The 19,096-nt window shown below is 70.8% G+C and carries 16 protein-coding genes; 12 read left to right on the forward strand and 4 right to left on the reverse strand.

From position 1 onward, the window contains the following. The first annotated feature begins 35 nt into the window (after nucleotides 1-35). Nucleotides 36-1,016 (forward strand): D-alanyl-D-alanine carboxypeptidase family protein, encoded by a 981-nt coding sequence (locus C1C97_RS00060; RefSeq protein WP_121029435.1) that lies wholly within the window; start codon nucleotides 36-38, stop codon nucleotides 1,014-1,016. A 58-nt stretch (nucleotides 1,017-1,074) separates the two neighbouring features. On the opposite strand, the gene C1C97_RS00065 is transcribed toward C1C97_RS00060, so the two are convergent. The 4 genes from C1C97_RS00065 to C1C97_RS00080 form a co-directional block, all read right to left on the reverse strand. Beyond that, nucleotides 1,075-2,214, reverse strand: coding sequence for a bifunctional 2-methylcitrate synthase/citrate synthase (locus C1C97_RS00065; RefSeq protein WP_121029437.1), 1,140 nt, complete (start codon nucleotides 2,212-2,214; stop codon nucleotides 1,075-1,077). Between the two features lie 82 nt (nucleotides 2,215-2,296). Beyond that, entirely contained in the window at nucleotides 2,297-3,208 is a 912-nt protein-coding gene (gene prpB, locus C1C97_RS00070) for a methylisocitrate lyase (protein ID WP_121029439.1), read from the reverse strand. Between the two features lie 2 nt (nucleotides 3,209-3,210). Next, entirely contained in the window at nucleotides 3,211-4,743 is a 1,533-nt protein-coding gene (locus C1C97_RS00075) for an MmgE/PrpD family protein (protein ID WP_110919471.1), read from the reverse strand. Nucleotides 4,744-4,805: 62 nt separating this feature from the next. Continuing rightward, nucleotides 4,806-5,465 carry a GntR family transcriptional regulator gene (locus C1C97_RS00080; protein WP_110919470.1) on the reverse strand — a complete coding sequence of 220 codons (660 nt, stop codon included), beginning with the start codon at nucleotides 5,463-5,465 and terminating at the stop codon, nucleotides 4,806-4,808. A gap of 181 nt (nucleotides 5,466-5,646) precedes the next feature. Between C1C97_RS00080 and C1C97_RS00085 the strand changes: the two genes are divergently transcribed. From C1C97_RS00085 to der, 11 genes are all read left to right on the forward strand, one after another. Then, nucleotides 5,647-7,566, forward strand: a complete 1,920-nt coding sequence (locus C1C97_RS00085; protein ID WP_121029441.1) for a propionyl-CoA synthetase — start codon at nucleotides 5,647-5,649, stop codon at nucleotides 7,564-7,566. 186 nt (nucleotides 7,567-7,752) lie between these two features. Further along, nucleotides 7,753-9,183 carry a cation:dicarboxylate symporter family transporter gene (locus C1C97_RS00090; RefSeq protein ID WP_121029444.1) on the forward strand — a complete coding sequence of 477 codons (1,431 nt, stop codon included), beginning with the start codon at nucleotides 7,753-7,755 and terminating at the stop codon, nucleotides 9,181-9,183. Between the two features lie 143 nt (nucleotides 9,184-9,326). Continuing rightward, nucleotides 9,327-10,412: a glycosyltransferase gene (locus C1C97_RS00095; protein ID WP_199712144.1), complete on the forward strand. Its 1,086-nt coding sequence runs from the start codon at nucleotides 9,327-9,329 to the stop codon at nucleotides 10,410-10,412. Continuing rightward, a complete protein-coding gene (locus tag C1C97_RS00100; protein ID WP_147406030.1) occupies nucleotides 10,412-11,794 on the forward strand; it encodes a hypothetical protein in 1,383 nt (460 codons plus the stop codon). The genes C1C97_RS00095 and C1C97_RS00100 overlap by 1 nt, the downstream gene beginning before the upstream one ends. A 174-nt stretch (nucleotides 11,795-11,968) precedes the next feature. Then, nucleotides 11,969-12,862 carry a ParA family protein gene (locus C1C97_RS00105; RefSeq protein WP_121029448.1) on the forward strand — a complete coding sequence of 298 codons (894 nt, stop codon included), beginning with the start codon at nucleotides 11,969-11,971 and terminating at the stop codon, nucleotides 12,860-12,862. 28 nt (nucleotides 12,863-12,890) lie between these two features. Continuing rightward, nucleotides 12,891-13,793 (forward strand): segregation and condensation protein A, encoded by a 903-nt coding sequence (locus C1C97_RS00110; RefSeq protein WP_407657229.1) that lies wholly within the window; start codon nucleotides 12,891-12,893, stop codon nucleotides 13,791-13,793. A 75-nt stretch (nucleotides 13,794-13,868) separates the two neighbouring features. Further along, nucleotides 13,869-14,570, forward strand: coding sequence for an SMC-Scp complex subunit ScpB (gene scpB, locus C1C97_RS00115; protein ID WP_407657250.1), 702 nt, complete (start codon nucleotides 13,869-13,871; stop codon nucleotides 14,568-14,570). 7 nt (nucleotides 14,571-14,577) lie between these two features. Continuing rightward, nucleotides 14,578-15,669, forward strand: a complete 1,092-nt coding sequence (locus C1C97_RS00120; protein WP_121029450.1) for a pseudouridine synthase — start codon at nucleotides 14,578-14,580, stop codon at nucleotides 15,667-15,669. Further along, nucleotides 15,666-16,784, forward strand: coding sequence for a prephenate dehydrogenase (locus C1C97_RS00125; protein ID WP_121029452.1), 1,119 nt, complete (start codon nucleotides 15,666-15,668; stop codon nucleotides 16,782-16,784). Before C1C97_RS00120 ends, C1C97_RS00125 begins: the two co-directional genes overlap by 4 nt. Next, entirely contained in the window at nucleotides 16,784-17,536 is a 753-nt protein-coding gene (gene cmk, locus C1C97_RS00130) for a (d)CMP kinase (protein WP_110919463.1), read from the forward strand. The genes C1C97_RS00125 and cmk overlap by 1 nt, the downstream gene beginning before the upstream one ends. Next, on the forward strand, nucleotides 17,533-19,077 hold the full coding sequence (der, locus tag C1C97_RS00135) for a ribosome biogenesis GTPase Der (RefSeq protein ID WP_121029455.1): 1,545 nt from the start codon (nucleotides 17,533-17,535) through the stop codon (nucleotides 19,075-19,077). Before cmk ends, der begins: the two co-directional genes overlap by 4 nt. Nucleotides 19,078-19,096 lie beyond the last annotated feature (19 nt).

A 19,096-nucleotide genomic window follows, 5' to 3' on the forward strand; every position in this document is an offset into this window, starting at 1 on the left:
TACCGCGCGTCACGCGCAGCACCTATCGTGGCCTCATGCGAACCATCATGCGTCGCCCGGCCCTGCTCACCGCCCTGTTGGCCGCGCTGCTGCTCGTGGGCGGCATGGTACCGGCCCACGCCGGGGCGGGGATCGACAACGAGTACCGCGCCCTGCCGAATCCCGGCGCATGGTTGGGTAAGCCCACGTCCGCCGAACGTTGTGGCCTGCGGGACCGCGGCTGCTATCGGCAGTATCAGAAGGGCACGATCCACTGGACGTCCACGACCGGTGCGCGGGCCCAGCGCGGCGGGATCCTGGCGAAGTGGCGCGCGGAGGGCTCCGAGCACGGGGCCCTGGGGTACCCCGTGACGCGTGAGACCTGCACGGGTGGCACGTGCGAGGTCCGCTATCAGCGAGGCCGCATCACCTGGACCGCCCAGGGAGGAGCGCGGGTGTACCGGGGTATCGACGATGCCCGCAGCGTGTCCGTGGTCGTGAACAAGAAACGCCCGCTGTCCCCGCTCACCTACGCCCCGGCTCCGTTACGTTCGGTGGGCGGGGGAGTCCTGCTACGGGACGACGCCGCAGCGGCCTACCAGCGCATGAGCCGTGCCGCGGCCACACAGGGGGTCACGCTGGTCCCGGTGAGCGGGTACCGCGACCACGGCACCCAAGCGCGCCTCTACCGCGAGTACACGGCCCTGTACGGACAGGCCACCGCCGACACCATTTCCGCGCGGGCCGGTCACTCCGAACATCAGACCGGCCTCGCGATCGACGTGGGCGCCCCCGGGGCCACCTGCGGTCTGCTCCCGTGCTTCGGCAACACCCCACAGGGGAAGTGGATCGCCGCGAACGGGCACACCTACGGGTTCGTGGTGCGCTACCCCAACGGGCACACCGCAACCACCGGGTACGCCTACGAACCGTGGCACCTGCGCTACGTGGGCACCGCCACGGCCACGAGTTTGAAGAACAGCGGGTCCGCGACGGTGGAGTCCTACATGGGTCTGCCGCGGGCCCCAAAGTACTGACGACGGCCCGCCACCTCTCACGTGTGAAGGGGCGGCGGGCCGTCGTGGTGTCCCAAGCTCAGGACAGGTGACGCTCGTCCGGACCGCTGTAGTCCGAGAGCGGGCGGATCAGCGAGTTGTTTGCGCGCTGCTCCATGATGTGCGCGGTCCAGCCCACGATCCGCGCGGCCACGAAGATGGGCGTGAACGTGGGGATGTCGAAGCCCATGAGCCAGTAGGTGGGACCGGCGGGGTAGTCCAGGTTGGGTTTGATGGACTTGGCCTCGTCCATGGACTTGGCCAGCCCGTTGTACAACCCCAGGATCTCCGGGCGGTCGTAGTGGTCCAGCATGCGGAACAGCGCCTCCTGCATGGTGGGCACGCGGGAGTCGCCGTGCTTGTACACACGGTGGCCGAAACCCATGACCTTCTTCTTCTCCGCGAGGGCCTGGTCCATCCACTCCTTGGCGCGCTTCTCGGCCTCCTCGGCGGACTCCTTCTTGCGGATGCCGAGCTCCTCGAAGGTGTGCATCACGGCCTCGTTCGCACCGCCGTGCAGCGGACCCTTGAGCGCGCCGATGGCGCCGGTGACCGCGGAGTGCATGTCCGACAGCGTGGAGGTGATCACGCGCGCCGTGAAGGTGGAGGCGTTGAAGGAGTGCTCCGCGTACAGGATGATCGACACGCGGAACGCGTCGACCACCTCGGGGGCGGCCTCCTCGCCGAAGGCCATCCACAGGAAGTTCTGGGCGTAGTCCAGGTCCTCGCGGGGCTCCACGACGTCCTGGTCGTGGCGGCGGCGCTGGTCGTAGCAGACCACGGCGGGCATCACGGCGAAGAGCTCCTGGGCCTTGCGCAGCTCGGCCTCGGGGGAGTTGTCCTCCGCGAGCGGGTGCTGGGCGCCGAGCACCGAGGCCGCCGTGCGGCACACGTCCATGGGGTGGCACGTGGTGGGCAGCTCGTCGATCACGCGCTTGAGCTCGGGCGTCAGCGCACGGTTCTCGCGCTCCAGGGCGCGGAAGGCGTCGAGCTCCTCCGCGGACGGCAGGTCGCCGGTCCACAGCAGCAGGGCCACTTCCTCGGCGGAGCACTTCTCGGCGAGCTCCTGCACCGGGTAGCCCCGGTACAGCAGGGAGTTGGTCTCGGCGTTGACCTTGGACACGGCGGTGGTGTCGGCCACCACACCGGCGAGTCCCTTGCGGATTTCGGTATCTGCCACGGTTGATCTCCTTCGACAGCTGCGGGCTGGGAACGAACGGGTGTTCCCACCCCACCACAGTAGGCGGGGTGGGAACAGGGGGTCAGGAGTTCGGGGTGCCCGGCACCTCGAAGTTGAAGACCCCGGAGTCGAACTGGTTGTAGGAGGTGTAGTCCACCAGTTCGTAGAGCCGCTTGCGGGTGAGCATGTTCTCCACCTGGGCCTGCTGCGTGCCGTCCTCGCGGATGGTGGTGAGCAGCCGCTCCATGGCACCCATGGCCTGGCGTTCCAGGGACACGGGGTAGATGACCATGGACACCCCGGCGTCCTGCAGCTGCTGCGTGGTGAACAGCTCGGACTTCCCGAACTCCGTCATGTTCGCGAGGACGGGGACGTCCAGGGCCTCGGCCATGCGCTCGAACTCGGAGAGGTCCGCCATGGCCTCGGGGAAGATCACGTCCGCCCCGGCATCGGCCAGGGCCTTCGCCCGTTCCACCGCGGCGTCGAAACCGTCCACGCCGCGGATGTCCGTGCGCGCCATGACGACGAAGTTCGGGTCCCGGCGGGCCTCCACCGCGGCGCGGATGCGCTTGACGGCGGTGGCGGTGTCCACCACGTTCTTGCCGTCCAGGTGGCCGCAGCGCTTGGGGTTGAACTGGTCCTCGATGTGGCAGCCGGCCAGCCCGGCGTCCTCGAGCTCCTGCACGGTGCGCGCCACGTTCATGGGCTCCCCGAATCCGGTGTCGGCGTCCACGAGGCACGGCAGGTCCGTGCTGCGGGCGATCTGACCGGCGCGGGTGGCCACCTCGGTGAGCGTGGTCAGCCCGATGTCCGGCAGGCCGAGCTCGTTGGCGAGCACACCGCCGGAGATGTAGACGCCCTCGAAGCCCTGCTCCTGGATGAGCTTGGTGGACAGCGGGGTGAACGCCCCGGGGAACTGCGCGATCTGCGGTGCGGCCAGCAGCTCACGGAAGCGCTCGCGCTTCTGCGCGGGAGTGACGGTGGTGTACAGCATGATCAGAAGATTCCCTTCGGCGACTTCTCCAGGCCCACGGCGGCCGTGATGTTGAGCTGTCCCAGCTCACCGGCCTGCAGCTGCGGCAGCCGCTGCACGGTGTTCAGGAACCGCTCGATCTCCTCGGGGGCCACCAGACCCTCGGCGAGGGTGCGGAACTTGGTGATGTACTGCTCCCGGGCGAAGGGCCGCGCCCCGAGCGGGTGCGCGTCCGCCACGGCGATCTGGTCCGTGATCACGGAGCCGTCCGTCATGGTGATCTCCACCGAGCCGCCGAACGCCTTCTCCGAGATGTCCAGGGAGTGGTAGCGGCGGGTCCACTCAGGATCCTCCTGCGTGGTGACCTTGTGCCACAGCTCCACGGTGTCCGGGCGTCCGGCGCGCTCCGGGGCGTAGGAGTCCACGTGGTGCCACGCGCCGTCCTGCAGCGCCACCGTGAAGATGTAGGGGATCGAGTGGTCCAGGGTCTCGCGGGACGCGGTGGGATCGTACTTCTGGGGGTCGTTGGCCCCGGATCCGATCACGTAGTGGGTGTGGTGCGAGGTCTTGATGAGCACGGACGCCACGTTGGCCGGATCCGTGACCTCGGGGTGCTCACGGTGCAGCTTGCGGGCGAGGTCGATCCACGCCTGGGCCTGGTACTCCGCGGAGTGCTCCTTGGTGTAGGTGTCCAGGATGGCGCGCTTGGCCTCGCCCGGCGCGGGCAGCGCCACCTCGTAGCGGGCCTCGGGACCCGAGAGCAGCCACGCGATCACGCCGTCCTCACCCTCGTAGATGGGGGTGGGGGAGGTCTGTCCGCGCATCGCACGGTCCACGGCCTCCACGGCCATCTTCCCGGCGAACGCGGGGGCGTGGGCCTTCCACGTGGAGATCTCGCCCTTGCGGGACTGGCGGGTCTGGGTGGTGGTGTGCAGCGCCTGGCCGATGGCCTGGAAGATCGTCTCGGTATCCAGCCCCAGCAGCGTGCCGATGCCGGCGGACGCCGACGGGCCGATGTGCGCGATGTGGTCGATCTTGTGCTCGTGCAGGCAGATGCCCTTCACGAGGTCCACCTGGATCTCGTAGCCGGTGGCGATCGCGCGGACCAGGTCCTCGCCGTTGCTGCCCACGTGCTGGGCCACGGCGAGGATCGGCGGGATGTTGTCACCGGGGTGCGAGTACTCGGCGGAGAGGAAGGTGTCGTGGTAGTCCAGCTCGCGCACGGCCACGCCGTTGGCCCACGCGGCCCACTCGGGCGAGACGGCGGCGTCGTCCTCGGGTGCGCCGTAGAGCAGCGCGCCCTGGCCGGAGAACCCGCCGTTCGGGACCACCTTGTGGCACAGGGCTTGGGAGCGGGCCGAGACGATCGGGCCGCGGTTGAGGGACGCGATGGCCACGGAGGCGTTGTCGATGATCCGGTTGATCACCATGTCCGTCACCTCGGACTCCACGGCCACGGGATCCGCGGCCACGGCGGCGAGCTTGTGGGCGAGCTGCTCCTCGCGGGGCAGCTCCTCCTTGGACGAGTACGTGCGCACGGTGTGTGTGACGGTCACGGGCGTTCCTTTCGATACGGAGTTCTGGGATCTCGGACGGTTGTGGGGCGGCCTGAGCCGGTTCAGGAGGCCACGGGACTCACCGGGGCGAGCTCGGGGGTGCGCATGGCGTTGCTCAGCGCGTTCCTCAGGTGCACCCGGGTGGTGGCGACGGCCAGGGCGGGTTCCCCCTCGGTGATCGCGCGGGCGATCGCCTCGTGCTCGGCGGCCGCCACGGCCAGGCGCGCGGGGTTGGAGGTGGACAGCCGGCGCACGCGGGCCAGGTGCAGCCGGACGTTGGCGAGCGCCTGCTGCAGGTACGGGTTCTGCGCGGCGGCGTCGATCTCCGCGTCCATGCGGTCCACGAGCGCGTAGTACGCCACGTGGTCGGGATCGTCGGAGAGCCGCTCCGCGGCGTGGGACAGCTCGTCCGCGAGCTGCCGGAAGGTCTCCCGGTTCCCGCGCAGGGCCGCGAGCTCCGCGGCGCGGCAGTCCAGGGTGTCCCGCAGCTCGTAGAGCGCACGGACGTCCTCGCCGGAGATGGCACTGACGACGACGCCGCGCCCGCTGTGCGGCTCGGTCAGCCCGTCCGCGGTGAGCCGGGACAGGGCCTCGCGCACCGGGGTGCGGGAGATGCCGAGGCGTTCCGAGAGGTCGACCTCACCGAGCACCTGCCCCGGTGTGAGCCGCCAGGACACGATGTCCGCCCGCAGCTCGCGGTACGCGCGCTCACCTGCTCGCATGACTCCTCCTGACGTGTGGAACGGTCCCAGTGTATACACCGGAGCGGCAAGCTCCAAGAACTCCGGGGTCGAGATGCGGGTCAATGCCATTCGTGTATACAGAGCCCTTGTCGCGTGTGACCCAGGACACTAGACTGAACCTACGCCGAAGCCCGCCCCAGGACCACCTCCGGAGGAAGCCATGACGCAGCCCACCTACGAATCCGTCTACCGCGCCAGCGTGGACGATCCCGAGAAGTTCTGGCTGGACGCCGCGGCCGCCGTGGACTGGGTCACCCCGCCCACGCGGGCCCTGGACGACTCCACCGCCCCCATCTACCGCTGGTTCCCGGACGGCGAGCTGAACACGTGCGTCAACGCCGTGGACCGCCACGTGGCGGCCGGGCACGGGGAGCGCACCGCGCTGATCTACGACTCCGCGGTGCTGGGGATTCAGGAGCACATCAGCTACGCGGAGCTGCAGGAGCGGGTGGCCCGCTTCGCCGGCGCGCTCGCCGTCCAGGGGGTCGGCAAGGGCGACCGCGTGCTGCTCTACATGCCCATGATCGCGGAGTCCGTGATCGCGATGCTCGCGTGCGCGCGTCTCGGTGCCGTGCACTCGGTGGTCTTCGGCGGCTTCGCGCCCCGGGAGCTGGCCAGTCGCATCGACGACTCCCGGCCCGTGGCCGTGGTCACCGCCTCCGGGGGCGTGGAGCCCAAGCGGCGGATCGAGTACCTGCCCGCCATCGAGGAGGCGCTGCGCAGCAGCGAGCACGCGCCGTCGGCGGTGCTTGTGCACGAGCGGGACGGTTTCGAGACGACCGTGGCGGACGCCCGCGAGCGCGCGCAGGGCCAGGGTGGCCCGGCGTGGCTGTCGTGGGCCGAGGCGCAGGACGGTGTGGCGCCCGCGGAGCCCGTGACGGTGGCCGCCACCGATCCGCTCTACATCCTCTACACCTCCGGGACCACGGGCAAGCCCAAGGGAGTGGTGCGCGACAACGGCGGCCACGCGGTGGCCCTGAGCTGGTCCATGGCCAACATCTACGACGTCGGCGCCGGGGACGTGATGTGGACGGCCTCGGATGTCGGCTGGGTGGTGGGCCACTCCTACATCGTCTACGCGCCGCTGCTGGCCGGGGCCACCACGGTGGTCTACGAGGGCAAGCCCGTGGGCACCCCGGACGCCGGGGCGTTCTGGCAGCGGGTGGAGGAGCACGGGGTCAAGGTGCTCTTCACCGCGCCCACCGCGCTGCGGGCCATCCGCAAGGCGGACCCCGAGGGGGACTTCGTGAAGCAGCACGACATCTCCTCCCTGCAGGCGCTGTTCGTGGCGGGGGAGCGGCTGGACCCCGAGACCTACCACTGGGCGGCGAAGGTGTTGGGTGTGCCCGTGGTGGACCACTGGTGGCAGACCGAGACCGGGTGGGCCATCTGCGCGAACCCGTTCGGCATCGAGAAGCTGCCGATCGTGGCCGGCTCGCCCACGGTTCCCGTGCCCGGTTTCTACGTGGAGATCCTCGACCCGATCGGTGAGCCGCTGGGTCCGGGGGAGGAGGGCAACATCGCGGTGCGCCTGCCCCTGCCGCCCGGCACGCTGAGCACCCTGTGGGGCAACGACGAGCGCTTCGTGTCCTCCTACCTCTCGGCGTTCCCCGGCTACTACGCCACCGGTGACTCCGGGTACATCGACGAGAACGGGTACGTGTTCGTGATGGGCCGCACCGACGACGTCATCAACGTCTCCGGGCACCGGCTGTCCACCGGGCAGATGGAGCAGATCGTGGCCACCCACCCGGACGTCGCGGAGTGCGCGGTGATCGGCGTGAACGATCCCCTCAAGGGCCAGCGCCCCTCCGGGTACGTGGTCCTCAAGACCGGGGCGCAGATCACCCAGGAGCAGCTGCGGGAGGACCTCGTGTCCCTGGTGCGCTCGCAGATCGGGCCCGTGGCGGACTTCAAGGACGTGGCCGTGGTGGAGGCGCTGCCCAAGACCCGCTCGGGCAAGATCCTGCGCAAGACCATGCGCCAGATGGCGGACGGCGAGCAGTACACGGTGCCCTCCACGATCGAGGACCACTCCGTGCTGGAGGCCCTGCACGCGGTGCTCGCGCCCAAGCGCTGACGGTCCCGCACCGCCCAGCCCCCGCGCACGGCCCCGGCGTCCGCCCCGCCCCGTCGTCCGCCCCGGCTCGGCGTGTGCGGCGCTCGCGGCGCCCGTCGAGGGCGCACAATGTGAGGAATCCACCCCGGCAAGCGCCCGGGGTGGATTCCGTCTGTCCGTTCCTTCCCGAGACTCCAGGAGCACTCCATGACCCACGACCTCGCGTCAGAGCCGACGCCGGGTGGCCCCAGCACCTCGAAACCCGCCGCACGGAAGCGGGACCGCACCCACTGGCTCTACATCGCGGTGATCGCCGCGGTGGTGCTCGGCGTGGTGGTCGGGCTGCTGTTCCCGTCCGTGGGGGTGGCACTGAAACCGCTCGGCACCGGATTCGTGGCGCTGATCAAGATGATCATCGCGCCGGTGATCTTCTGCACCATCGTGCTGGGTGTGGGCTCGGTGGCGAAGGCCGCCACGGTGGGCAAGGTGGGCGGTCTCGCCCTCCTGTACTTCATCGTGATGTCCACGTTCGCCCTGGCCATCGGCCTGGTGGTGGGCAACATCGTCCAGCCCGGCGCCGGGCTGGACCTGGCCAACGCCCACTTCGACCCCTCCGCCCTGAGCGGTGGCCCGCAGGAGGGCCACGGCGAGGGCACCGCCGGCTTCATCCTGGGGATCATCCCCACCACCCTGTTCTCCGCCCTGACCTCGGGTCAGATCCTGCAGACCCTGCTGGTGGCGCTGCTGGTGGGCTTCGCGCTGCAGTCCATGGGCTCGGCGGGCCAGCCCGTGCTCAAGGCCGTGGGCTACCTGCAGGCCGTCGTGTTCAAGCTGCTGGCCATGATCATGTGGCTCGCCCCCATCGGCGCCTTCGGGGCGATCGCCGCCGTGGTCGGCGCGACCGGCATGAAGGCCGTGTTCTCGCTGCTGGGGCTCATGGTGGCGTTCTACATCACCTGCATCCTGTTCATCGTGGTGGTCCTGGGCCTGATCCTGAAGCTCGTGACCGGGGTGAGCATCTTCTCGCTCATGAAGTACCTGGGTCGGGAATACCTGCTGATCTTCTCCACCTCCTCGTCCGAGGCCGCGCTGCCGCGTCTGATCGCCAAGATGGAGCACCTGGGCGTCTCCAAGCCCGTGGTGGGCATCGTGGTGCCCACCGGGTACTCGTTCAACCTGGACGGCACCGCGATCTACCTGACCATGGGTGCGCTGTTCGTGGCGGACGCCATGGGCAAGCCCATGGCCCTCGGCGAGCAGATCACGCTGCTGCTGTTCATGATCATCGCGTCCAAGGGCGCGGCCGGGGTCACGGGGGCGGGCATCGCCACGCTCGCCGCCGGCCTGCAGTCCCACCGCCCGGACCTGCTGGACGGCGTGGACCTGATCGTGGGCATCGACCGCTTCATGTCCGAGGCCCGGGCGCTCACCAACTTCTCCGGCAACGCCGTGGCGACCCTCGTGCTCGGCACCTGGGTCAGGGAAGTGGACAAGCAGCGCGTCCAGCGGGTGCTCTCGGGCGCGGATCCGTTCGACGAGACGACGCTGTCCGCGGACCCGCACGCCGTGTCCACGGCCGCGGACACGGAGGGATCCCGGCCCGGGGGCGGCGGGTACGCGGCATCGCCCGAGCGCTGACACCGCCGCTCACCTCGGCACCCGGCCGCAGCTCGCCGATCGCAGCTCACCGGGGCGGGCGCCCACCGAACGGTGCGCCCGCCCCGTGTGCCCTACACTGATGTCCGCCTCTGCTCACTCCCCCCAAGCCCTCAGGATCCCCCGTGCACATCCCCCCAACACCCTCGGTGGTGGCCATCGTCCCGTGCCACAACGAGGAAGCGGCCATCGGCAAGGTCGTGGCCGATCTCCACCAGCACCTCCCCGCCGCGGAGGTGTACGTCTACGACAACTGCTCGACGGACTGCACCGCGGAGGTCGCGCGTGCGGCGGGAGCACACGTGCGCCTCGAGACGGAGAAGGGCAAGGGCAACGTGGTGCGCCGGGCCTTCGCGGACCTCGACGCCGATGTCTACCTGCTGATCGACGGGGACGACACCTACGACGTGGCGGACGCTCCGGCGATGATCGCCACGCTGCTGTCCGGGCCGTACGACCACGTCCTGGGTGTGCGGCGCCAGGTCTCGACCACCGCGTACCGGGCGGGCCACGAGTCCGGCAACCGCGCCTTTAACGGCATGGTCAGTTTCGCGTTCCGGCGCGAGGTCACCGACATGCTCAGCGGCTACCGCGTCTTCTCGCGACGGTTCGTGAAGTCGTTCCCGGCGCTGTCCAGGGAGTTCGAGATCGAGACGGAGCTGACGATCCACGCCGTCAACGCCCGGGTCCCCCAGGTGGAGGTGCCCGTGGGATTCCGGGACCGTGCGGCGGGCACGGAGAGCAAGTTGCGGACCTACCACGACGGGTTCCGGATCCTGCGCATCCTCTCCCAGCTGCTGTTCCTCGAGCGGCCGCTGCTGGTCAACGGTCTGTTCGCCGTGGTGCTCGGCGTCGCGGCCCTGGTGCTGGGTCTGCCCGTGGTGTGGGAGTTCGCCCGGACGGGCCTGGTGCCGCGTCTGCCCACCGCGCTGCTCTCCGCGGCGCTGATGATCCTGGCGGGGGTCTTCCTGGTCCTGGGTGTGCTGCTCAACGGGCTGGTCATGTCCCGGCGTGAGACGTCCCGGTTGTTCTACCTCCGGCTCGCGGCGCCCCCTTTCGTCCCGAGTTCCCCGATCTCCCCGAGTGCTTCGAGCTCCCCGGACACATCGGCCGCCCACCGCGCCGCGCCCGGGAGCGGCTCGACGGTTCCGTCGATGCACGACAGCGGGGCCCGGCTGCGGCGGGAAACCGCGGAGGAAGCAGGTCTGTGATGGGTTCGACAGCCGTGAACGCCCGGCCCACCCGCGGTTGGCTCCGCCTGACGGCCCGCGCCCTCGCCGTCCTCGTCGCACTGCAGTTCGTGCTCATGGGCCTGCTGGTGGTGGGCCAGACCGTTCCCGACAAGCCGATCGTGGACAACCTCCTGAGCGCGATCAAGGAGGGGACCTACGGCCCCAGCGCGATCCCGGACCGGATGGGCACCCAGTCCGACACGTTCACGGAGTGCGTGGTGGTGGGCACGGGGCTTGGTGCGGACCCGGAGGAGTCCGCCCGCAGCCGGGCCGCCCGCATGCCGCGGATCGGCAACTGCGACGGCGGCGCCGCGGACGTGAAGGCCGTGGCCGCCGGCAAGGTCTTCGCAGACATGGACTACTACAAGTACTGGGCGGGCTACACCGTGTTCACCCGACCCGTCCTCGCCGTCGCCGGAATGGACGGGCTGCGGATCGCCTCCGGGACGCTCATGATCGCGTGTCTCCTCGGGGCCTTCCTCGCGGTGCGGGCACGCACCACCACGGCCGTCGCGACGGGCCTGCTGCTGCCACTGGTGGCGGGGACCAACATGCTCTCCACGCCGTCGACGTCGTTCAGCCAGTCGATCTCCATCGCCTTCATTCTCCTGTCGGTGGTCCTGACCGCGGTGGGAGCAGGACGCAGCCGCTACCTCGGGCTGATCGGCGCCGTGGTGGGGGCCGGACTGTTCTGCTACGTGGACCTGCTGACCACCCCCGCGATTCCCTGGGCGCTGTCGGCGTTCACGCTCGCGGCGGCGGTCTGGTACGGCGCACGCGACCTGCGGGCGGCGGCGCTGTGGGGTGTCCTGGGCGCCGTGGGGTGGGGCTTCGCCTTCGCGTTCACCTGGGTGTCCCGATGGGTGTTCGGTGCCGCGTTCCTCGGGCTCGACCGGACCGTGGCCATGGTGAAGCAGAACGTGGGCTTCCGCACCTCGGGGAACTGGGCGGGCGTGTCGGACGCCTTCGGCGCGGGCGTCACGCGCAATGTGTCCTACTGGTGGGCCCACGTGCCCACGTCGCACCTGGTGCTGACCGGCTGCGTGCTCGCCGTGCTGGTGGGGCTGCTGCTCGCGGCGCGCCGCGGCGGCATTGCCCGGTGGGGCGTAGCGGCGGTGCTGAGCTTGCCCGCGGCGGTGGTCCCGTTCTGGTACACGGCGGTGAGCAACCACTCGCAGATCCACGCGTTCTTCGTCAACCGCGGGGTGCCCGCGGCGCTGGCCGTGGTGACGGCCGCGTGCCTGCTGGCTGCGGCCCGCCCCCGGGTGGAGCGCGCTCCCGCGGAACGCGCCGAGGGTGCCGGGGACGACGCTGCGGCGCGCGACGACCGTGCGCTTCTCGCCTCCGACCGCGCGCGCTGACCCGCGCCGGGGGCGCAGACCGGGGACCGTAAGCCTCCGCCGGCTCCGCGCGCGTCGGGGGCGCTCCGTCCTCGGGTGCCCGCCCGCGGGAGCATGAGCGGTGGGAGCGCACGTGGGCGGTAGGGTAGGCCGGTGAGACCCGTGTTCCCCGCCCAGGAAGGAAGGCCGTCGCCCGTGAGCAACGCCAGTGATGAGAGGCCCCAGCAGACCCAGGCCGCGGTGTCGGACGCCGTGGGCCCCACCGGCCGCCCCGTGCGGACCTTCCCGGACCCGCCCGAGCTCTCCACGCACGGCCCGGCGCGCATCATCGCGATGGTCAATCAGAAGGGCGGGGTGGGCAAGACCACCTCCACCATCAACCTGGGCGCCGCGCTCGCGGAGCTGGGCCGCAAGGTTCTGCTGGTGGACTTCGACCCCCAGGGCGCGCTGTCCGCGGGCTTCGGCTCCAACCCCCACGAGCTGGACCTCACGGTCTACAACGTGATGATGGACCGCTCCGTGGACGTGTGGGACGTGGTGCAGCAGACCCACGTGGAGAACGTGGACCTGCTGCCCGCCAACATCGACCTCTCCGCCGCGGAGGTGCAGCTGGTCAACGAGGTGGCCCGCGAACAGGTGCTGGCCTCCGCGCTGCGCAAGGTGGAGGACTACTACGACGTCATCCTGATCGACTGCCAGCCCTCCCTGGGCCTGCTCACGGTCAACGCGCTGACCGCGTCCCACGGCGTGATCATCCCGCTGATCTGCGAGTTCTTCGCGCTGCGCGCGGTGGCCCTGCTGGTGGACTCCATCTCCAAGGTGCAGGACCGGATCAACCCCAAGCTACAGATCGACGGCGTGCTGGCCACGATGTTCGACTCCCGCACCCTGCACTCGCGCGAGGTGATCGCGCGGATCGTGGACGCGTTCGGGGACAAGGTCTTCGACACCGTCATCAAGCGCACCGTGAAGTTCCCGGACGCCACCGTGGCCGCCGAACCCATCCTGAACTTCGCCACCAACCACCCGGGCGCGGAGTCCTACCGGCAGCTCGCGCGGGAGCTGATCTCGCGCGGCGGCGCACCGTGAGCCGCGGGACCCGGCAGCGGCAGGGCGCGTGAGCGCCGTCGTCGAGCTGGCCGCCGCGCCGGACGCGAGCACCTCGTCCCAGGACGGCACGCGCGGCGGCTTCACCGTGGCCCTGGAGAACTTCCAGGGCCCGTTCGACGTCCTGCTGTCCCTGATCGCCAAGCACGAGATGGACATCACCGAGGTGTCGCTGTCGGTGGTCACGGACGAGTTCATCCGGTACGTGCGCGCGCTGCAGGACAGCGCCTCGCCCAAGGCCCTGGACGAGGCGAGCGAGTTCCTGGTGGTCGCGGCCACCCTGCTGGACCTCAAGGCCGCACGGCTGCTGCCGCGCGGCGAGGTGGAGGACGAGTACGACGTCGAACTCCTGGAGGCCCGCGACCTGCTGTTCGCCCGGCTGCTGCAGTACAAGGCATTCAAGGAGGTGGCGGGGCAGCTCAACGTGCGCTTCGCGGCCGAGTCCGTCCGGATCCCGCGCCAGGTGGACCTGGACCCCGCGGTGACCACGGCGCTGCCCCCGCTGACCTGGACCCTCACCCCGGATCAGCTCGCCCACCTGGCGGTCGCGGCGCTCGACCCGGAGCGCCACGTGCCCCAGCAGGTGGACGTCGCCCACCTGCACGGCGCGCAGGTGAGGGTCGCGGACGAGGCCGAGACCCTGGCGCTCGTCCTGCGGGACGGTGCGGACCACACGTTCCACTCGCTCATCGCGGACGCCGGGTCCACCCTGGTGGTCGTGGTGCGTTTCCTCGCGCTGCTGGAGATGTACCGGGACCGCGTGGTGCGTCTGCACCAGGACGAGGTGCTCGGCCCGCTGCTCGTGCGGTGGGACGGTCCGCAGGACTGGTCCGCGCAGACCCTGAGCAGCGAGTACGCGGGCGCGGAGCCCGTGGTGCCGGAGCGCACGGACGGTGAAAACCTGGGAGAATGACTCCCGCACAGGATCGGTGTGAACCGTACCGAAGGAGATGATGACCGCGTGGCGGACCCGAGCCCCACAGAACGCATGATGCACAGCCCGCCCGAGGGCTCCGCGAACGACGACGCGCCCCGTGGGGAGCCACCCCGGGACCTGCGTGCCGCGCTGGAAGCGGTGCTCATGGTCGCGGCGGCCCCGGTGCGGGCGGAGGAGTTCGCCCGCGTCACGGGTGAGCCCGTCCACCGCGTGCGCAGCGCCCTGGAGCACCTGAAGGCGGAGTACGACGGGGTGATCGGAAACACCCCCGCGCCCCCGAACGAGGCGAGCGGTACGGGTTATGATGGACGGTCGGCCACGCGCGCGGACCGGGATGATCCCGCCCCCACGGCTGCCCGTGTCCGGGGCTTCGAACTGCGCGAGGTGGCCGGTGGCTGGCGCATCTACTCCCGCAGCGACCACGCCCAGCTGGTCACGGACTTCGTGGTGGAGGGCAGCAGCTCACGGCTCTCGCAGGCCGCGCTGGAGACGCTCGCCGTGGTGGCCTACCTGCAGCCGGTGTCCCGCTCCCGGGTCTCCGCCATCCGCGGCGTGAACGTGGACGGCGTGGTGCGCACCCTGGTGCAGCGCGGACTGCTCTCGGCGCACGATCGGGACGAGTCGTCCGGCTCCGTCCTGTACTCCACCACCCCGCTCTTCCTGGAAAAACTCGGTCTCGGCTCGCTGGACGAGCTCCCGGACATCGCACCCCTGCTGCCCGGAACCGACCAACTCGACGACATAGAGGACTGATCGACGCATGGCACCATCACACGGCAACTCTCCCCGCGGCGGAGGCGCCCGCGGGCCGCAGGGCCGCGGCAAGGGCTCGAAATCGGGGCCCAAGGGCGGCTTCCGCTCCGGGCCGAGGTCCGGCGACGCCGCCGGTGGCCGCGGGAACTCCAAGGGCCCGGCCGCCGGTCGCGGCAAGGGACCGGGCAAGGGACCCGCCCAGGGGCCGGGCAGGCCCAAGGCCTCCGCCGGGCAGAAGGGCCCTCAGAAACCCCGCGCGTTCGCGGGCGTGGACAAGTACGAACGCCGTGCCTCGGCGATCAAGGAGCACGGTCCGCACCGGCGGCGTCGCCCGAAGAACCCGCCCGTGGACCGGCTCGAGGTGCACGACGAGAACGGCGTGCGGCTGCAGAAGCTCATGGCGCAGGCCGGTGTGGCCAGCCGCCGCGTGTGCGAGGAGATGATCCAGGACGGCCGCGTGAGCGTGGACGGGGAGATCGTCACGGAGCTCGGTGTCCGCGTGGACCCGGCGCTGCAGGCCGTGCACGTGGACGGCATGCGCCTCCAGACGGACGAGAAGCTCGTGTACTACGCGTTCAACAAGCCCGCCGGGGTGGTCTCCACCATGGAGGACCCGGACGGCCGCCGCTGCGTGAGCGACTACCTGGACCCCCGCAAGCACGAGCGCGTGTTCCACGTGGGCCGCCTGGACGTGGAGACCGAGGGTCTGCTGCTGCTCACCAACGACGGCGAGCTCACCAACCGCCTGACCCACCCCTCCTACGAGGTGCCCAAGCGCTACATGGTCCAGGTCCACGGACCCGTGGAGAAGGGCATCGGCAACCAGATGAAGGAGGGCATCCGCCTGGAGGACGGCATTGCCAAGGTGGACGACTTCCGCCTGGTGGACTCCACCCCCGGGCACGTGCTCATCGAGGTGGTGCTGCACACGGGGCGCAACCGGATCGTGCGCCGCATGTTCGACGCCGTGAACCACCCCGTGGAGAAGCTCGCCCGCACCCACGTGGGGCCCATCGCGATCGGCGACCAGCGCCAGGGCACCATCCGCAAGCTCTCGCACACCGAGGTGGGCAACCTCCTCGCGTCCGTGGGGATGTGAGCGTGGTTCCGACGACCGCCGCGAGCGCCGGGCCCGTCCTGGTGATCGGTTCCGGCCTGCTCGGTGCGAGCATCGGGCTGGGGCTGCGCCACCTGGGCGTGGAGGTGGTGCTCCGCGACTCCTCGCCCACCACGGAGGCCGTGGCCCAGGACATCGGGGCCGGGCGCTCCGAGCGGGCCGCGCTCGCAGCCGGCGCGGTGCTGCCCGAGCCCGCGCTCGTGGTGGTGGCCGCCCCGCCGGACGTGGTGGCCGAGCTCGTGGTCCGGGCGCTCACCGAGCACCCGGACGCCGTGGTGCTGGACATCGCCTCCGTGAAGGCCCCGGTGCTCGACGCCGTGCGGGCAGCGGGTGCGGATCTCACCCGCTACGTGGGAACCCATCCCATGGCCGGACGGGAGAAGTCCGGTCCGGTGGCCGCCCGCGGTGAGCTGTTCACATCCATGCCGTGGGTCATCTCCCCCGGTGAGGACACGGGAGCGGCCGCGATCGCCGCGGCCAGGAACCTCGCGGTGGATCTCGGGGCGACCGTGACCGTGATGGAGCCGCGGGAGCACGACGAGACCGTGGCACTGATCTCCCACCTGCCGCAGGTGATGTCCTCGCTGCTGGCCTCCCGGCTGCAGGACACCCCGCTGCACCACTTGTCCCTGGCGGGGCAGGGGCTGCGGGACACCACCCGGATCGCGGGCTCGGACCCCGGGCTGTGGGTGCAGATCCTCGCCGCGAACGCACAGCCCGTCCTCGACTCCCTGCACGCGGTGCGCGCGGACCTCGAGCGGCTGATCGCCACGCTCGAGCGCCCGGGGGCGGACGGCGCCCGCCTGGACATCGCCCGGCTGATGGCCGAGGGCAATGCGGGCCGGGCCCGGATCCCCGGCAAGCACGGCGGTGCGCCCACGGCCTTCGCCACCCTGACCGTGGCCGTGGACGACACCCCCGGGCAGATCGCCCGGCTGCTCACGGAGATCGGGGAGATCGGGGTCAACCTGGAGGACATGCGCCTGGAGCACTCGCCCGGGCAGCCCGTGGGTCTGGTGACGGCATCGGTGGAACCGAGCCGGCACGCGGACCTGGTGGAGGAGCTGCAGACACGCGGCTGGAAGGTGGTGCAGTGATGAATGCACGGGACGAGAACGCACGGCTGGTGATCGCGATCGACGGTCCCTCGGGCTCCGGGAAGTCCTCGGTGTCCAAGGAGGTGGCCCGCCGCTTCGGACTGGCCTACCTGGACACCGGCGCCATGTACCGGGCGGTGACGTGGTGGTGCCTGGACTCGGGCGTGAGCTTCGAGGACCACGAGGCGGTCGTCGCGGCCACCGAGACCGTCCCCCTGGAGCTGGGCACCGACCCGGACGAGGAGCGCATCCTGGTCAACGGGGAGGACGTCCGCGCCGCGATCCGCGGTGACCTGGTCACCGACAACGTCTCCAAGGTCTCCACGGTGGTGCCCGCCCGGGAGGTGCTGGTGCGCATGCAGCGGGACATCATCCGGGACAGCGGCGAGCGGATCGTCGCCGAGGGCCGGGACATCACCACCGTGGTGGCCCCGGACGCGGACGTGCGGATCCTGCTCACCGCATCCGAGGCCGCGCGGCTGGCGCGCCGCGGCAGGCAGCTGGGCGCGGCGGCGTCGTCGAACCTGGAGGCGCAGGTGGTGGGCCGTGACGCGAAGGACTCCACCGTGGTGGACTTCACCAGCGCGCAGGACGGCGTGCACCTGCTGGACTCGTCCGAGCTGAGCATGGAGCAGACCGTGCAGGGCGTGATCGACCTGGTCATCCGCGCCACGGACACGACATACGAGGGGACCACCGAGGCCCCCGACGAGACGGGCGCAGACGCCCCCGAGGAAGCGAGGCAACCATGAGCGCACCCGACGAGCCCACGGTGGACTCCTACGAGCAGTCCGTGCTGGGCGGGGGCAACGAGGACATCTCCGAGCGCCTGGCCGCGATCGACGACACCGAGGCCGAGGCCCGCGCCCGCGCCCTGCGCGAGGGACTGGCCGACTACGAGCTGGACGACGAGGACGCCGCGCTGCTCGCGGACTGGATCGACGGCGAGGACGAGCGCGCCGCGCGCCGCCCCGATCCCGTGGTGGCCGTGGTGGGACGCCCCAACGTGGGCAAGTCCACGCTGGTCAACCGCGTGATCGGCCGCCGCGAGGCCGTGGTGGAGGACACCCCGGGTGTGACCCGGGACCGCGTGTCCTACAAGGCGGAGTGGAACGGCAAGAACTTCACCCTGGTGGACACCGGCGGCTGGGAGCAGGACGCCAAGGGCATCCACAAGCGCGTGGCGGACCAGGCGGAGCTCGCCGTGGAGAACGCGGACGCGGTGCTGCTCGTGCTGGACGTGACCGTGGGCGTGACCTCGACCGACGAGGCCGTGGTGAACATGCTGCGCCGCGTGAAGAAGCCCATCATCGTGGTGGCGAACAAGGCGGACTCCCCGCAGCTGGAGATCGAGGCCACCGCGCTGTGGTCCCTGGGCATGGGGGAGCCGTTCCCGGTGTCCGCGCTGCACGGCAAGGGCTCCGGCGACGCGCTGGACGCCCTCGTCAACGCGCTGCCCGAGTTCTCCGAAGTGGCCGAGGCCGAGCTCGAGGGCGGTCCGCGCCGCGTGGCGCTGATCGGACGTCCGAACGTGGGCAAGTCCTCGCTGCTGAACAAGCTGGCCGGCTCCGACCGCGTGGTCGTGGACGAGACCGCGGGCACCACCCGCGACCCCGTGGACGAGATCGTGATGCTCGGCGGCGAGCCGTGGCGCTTCATCGACACCGCAGGCATCCGCCGCCGCGTGCACCTGCAGCAGGGCGCGGACTTCTACGCGTCCCTGCGCACGCAGACCGCTCTGGAGCGCGCCGAGGTGGCCGTGGTGCTGCTCGCCGTGGATGAGGTGCTCTCCGAGCAGGACGTGCGCATCCTGCAGCTGGCCGTGGACTCCGGGCGCGCCCTGGTGCTCGCGTTCAACAAGTGGGACACCCTGGACGACGAGCGCCGCTTCTACCTGGAGCGCGAGATCGAACGGGACCTCGCGCACGTCTCCTGGGCCCCACGGGTCAACATGTCCGCGAAGACCGGGTGGCACAAGGACAAGCTGGTCCCCGCGCTGCACACGTCCCTGGACTCGTGGGACCGCCGCATCCCCACCGGGCGCCTCAACGCGTTCCTGGGGGAGATCGTGGCCGCCCACCCGCACCCCGTGCGCGGCGGCAAGCAGCCCCGCATCCTGTTCGGCACGCAGGTGGCCTCCCGGCCGCCCAAGTTCGTGCTGTTCACCACGGGCTTCCTGGATCCCGGCTACCGCCGGTTCATCCAGCGCCGCATCCGCGAGACCTTCGGTTTCGAGGGCACCCCGCTGGAGGTCAGCATGCGTGTGCGGGAGAAGCGCCAGCGCCGGCGCTGAGCTCCCTCTCGCGCGGCGG

It is taken from the genome of Kocuria tytonis, from assembly GCF_003226895.2.
Lineage (GTDB): Bacteria > Actinomycetota > Actinomycetes > Actinomycetales > Micrococcaceae > Kocuria > Kocuria tytonis.

Coding starts and splice junctions, on each gene's coding strand:
- C1C97_RS00060 (WP_121029435.1), top strand. CDS start 36: ATGCGAACCATCATGCGTCGCCCGGCCCTGCTCACCGCCCTGTTGGCC.
- C1C97_RS00080 (WP_110919470.1), bottom strand. CDS start 5,465: ATGCGAGCAGGTGAGCGCGCGTACCGCGAGCTGCGGGCGGACATCGTG.
- der (WP_121029455.1), top strand. CDS start 17,533: ATGAGCGCACCCGACGAGCCCACGGTGGACTCCTACGAGCAGTCCGTG.
- scpB (WP_407657250.1), top strand. CDS start 13,869: ATGATGCACAGCCCGCCCGAGGGCTCCGCGAACGACGACGCGCCCCGT.
- C1C97_RS00085 (WP_121029441.1), top strand. CDS start 5,647: ATGACGCAGCCCACCTACGAATCCGTCTACCGCGCCAGCGTGGACGAT.
- C1C97_RS00090 (WP_121029444.1), top strand. CDS start 7,753: ATGACCCACGACCTCGCGTCAGAGCCGACGCCGGGTGGCCCCAGCACC.
- cmk (WP_110919463.1), top strand. CDS start 16,784: ATGAATGCACGGGACGAGAACGCACGGCTGGTGATCGCGATCGACGGT.
- prpB (WP_121029439.1), bottom strand. CDS start 3,208: ATGCTGTACACCACCGTCACTCCCGCGCAGAAGCGCGAGCGCTTCCGT.
- C1C97_RS00120 (WP_121029450.1), top strand. CDS start 14,578: ATGGCACCATCACACGGCAACTCTCCCCGCGGCGGAGGCGCCCGCGGG.
- C1C97_RS00100 (WP_147406030.1), top strand. CDS start 10,412: ATGGGTTCGACAGCCGTGAACGCCCGGCCCACCCGCGGTTGGCTCCGC.